This window comes from Actinoplanes sp. NPDC026623 (assembly GCF_040638275.1).
Taxonomy (GTDB): domain Bacteria; phylum Actinomycetota; class Actinomycetes; order Mycobacteriales; family Micromonosporaceae; genus Actinoplanes.
In genome coordinates, this window is record NZ_JBEZXZ010000417.1 from 1 (window position 1) to 1,981 (window position 1,981).

Consider the following 1,981-nt stretch of genomic DNA (forward strand, 5'->3'; position numbering starts at 1 on the left):
CCGGCGGCGATCGCGATGAGGACCCGCGGGGCCCGGCCCGGCGGTGCTTCTCCCGGCGGCCCGTCCAGCCGGGACAGCCGCCGGGCGGCGCCGCTCATGGGAGCGCCTCCCCCGTCAGCGGCGCCAACTCGATCAGTGACGCCACCCGATGCGGGCATGACGCGGCCGCCTCGCCCGCCGGCGTGTCAGGCCCGGGTGTCCTCGCGGCGAGCAGCAGCGCGGCGGCACAGCACTGCCGGAACGGCACCCGCACCGGCCCGCCGGGGCGGAGCAACGCGGCGGCGCCGCAGGTCGGCTCGGTCATCGGGCCGGACCGTTTGCGAGCCGGTCCGCCCAGAGCAGCCCGGCCGACTGCAGCAGCACCGCGCCGACCGCGCACGCCGCGCCGAGCGGCGTGTGCAGCAGCACCTGAAGCGGATCGACGCCGACGCTGTAGCCGAGCCCGATCCCGCCGACCGGCAGCGCCGCCAGCAGCAGGGCCGTGGCCTGGGCGCCGGCGGCCTGGGCGGCCGCCGTCGCCCGGGAGCGGTCGGCCGCCCGCGCGTCGGCCTCGATCCGTTCGACCAGGTCCGCGGCGGGTGCGCCGGTGCGCTCGGCGAGCCGCCACACGGCCGCGGCCAGGTCTGCCAGCCGCCGGTCCCCCGGGGCACCGGACGAGGCCGGCACGACGGACGAGCCGCCCAACGCCAGCCCCGCGCGCAGGTCGGCCGCGAGGGCGGTGAGCTCGTCGAGGCTGCGGGACCGGGCCGCCGCCGCTTGCCGCCGGGCCATGCGCCGCAACGCCGCCCGCATGCCGAGCATGCCGCAGGCCGCGAGGACGAAGCCCGCAACCGGGCCCGCGACGATCAGTCCCGCAGTCGCCCCCGACAGGCCGGCGGCACCCATGACCCGCCGCGGCCGGCGGTCCGCGAGCTCCCGCGCCCGCCTCCGGAGCGGACCGGGATCCAATCTGGGCCTGGCCGGCCGCCACGCGGGCCGCTGCGCCTGGAGCCGGCGGGCGACCGTCCGCGCGGGCCAGACCGCCACCGCGGCGGCGGCGGTCAGCAGCGCGGCGGCGAGCACCCAGGCCGCCCAGCTCACGGCCGCGTCTCCAGGACCGGCGGCACCGCGACGCCGCGCTCGGCAAGCTGCCGGGCCAGCGACTGCGCGCCCGGCCCCGCGCCGCGACCCCGCTGCCAGGCCGGCACGACGGTGACCAGCCGCTGCTCCCCCTCGGGCCGCAACACCCCGACCGATTCGAGGACCCGGCCCCGGTCGGTGCGCCGAACCTGAAGCACGACCTGCAGCGCGGCCAGCACCTGCGCGTGCAACGCGGCCCGCGGCAGCCCGCCGAGCATGCCCAGCGCCTCCAGCCGGGCCGGTACGTCGGCCGGCGCGTTGGCGTGCAGGGTCCCGGCGCCGCCATCGTGCCCGGTGTTGAGCGCGCCGAGCAGGTCGACGACCTCGGCGCCCCGGCACTCGCCGACGACGAGCCGGTCGGGGCGCATCCGCAGCGCCTGCCGCACCAGGTCCGTGAGGACGACCGCGCCCGCACCCTCGACGTTCGCGGTCCGCGCCTGTAGCGCGACCACGTGCGGATGCACGGGCCTCAGCTCGGCCGCGTCCTCGACCAGCACGATCCGCTCGGTGTGCGGCACCAGGGCGAGCAGCGTGCCGAGCAGCGTCGTCTTGCCCGAGCCGGTCCCGCCCGTCACCAGGTAGGCGAGCCGCGCGCCGACCACGGCGGCGAGCAGCGGGGCCAGCGCCGGCGGCACCGTGCCGTGCTCGACGAGATCGCCGAGGCTGAACGGCCGCTGCCGGAACGTGCGCAGGGACAGATAGGGCCCGCCGGTCGCCACCGGCGGAAGCACCGCGTGCAGCCTGGTGCCGTCGGGGAGCCGCGCGTCGGCGTAGGGCTGGCCGTCGTCGAGCCGCCGGCCGCAGGCGGCCGCGAGGCGCTGCGCCAGCCGCCGCACCTCGTCGGGCCCACCGAGGGTGACGG

3 protein-coding genes are annotated in these 1,981 nt (G+C 79.4%); all 3 read right to left on the reverse strand.

The window, feature by feature from the left end; all coding sequences use genetic code 11:
- Positions 1 to 94: 94 nt before the first annotated feature.
- Positions 95 to 304 (reverse strand): hypothetical protein, encoded by a 210-nt coding sequence (locus tag AB0F10_RS45390; protein WP_360640797.1) that lies wholly within the window; start codon positions 302 to 304, stop codon positions 95 to 97.
- Positions 301 to 1,080, reverse strand: a complete 780-nt coding sequence (locus AB0F10_RS45395; protein ID WP_360640799.1) for a hypothetical protein — start codon at positions 1,078 to 1,080, stop codon at positions 301 to 303. The genes AB0F10_RS45390 and AB0F10_RS45395 overlap by 4 nt, the downstream gene beginning before the upstream one ends.
- Positions 1,077 to 1,981, reverse strand: a 905-nt coding sequence (locus tag AB0F10_RS45400) for a TadA family conjugal transfer-associated ATPase (RefSeq protein WP_360640800.1), incomplete at its 5' end; no start/stop codon positions are given. The genes AB0F10_RS45395 and AB0F10_RS45400, both read right to left, overlap by 4 nt.

Excerpts from the sequence above, each read along its gene's own strand:
- AB0F10_RS45390 (WP_360640797.1), bottom strand. The coding sequence starts at position 304 with ATGACCGAGCCGACCTGCGGCGCCGCCGCGTTGCTCCGCCCCGGCGGG.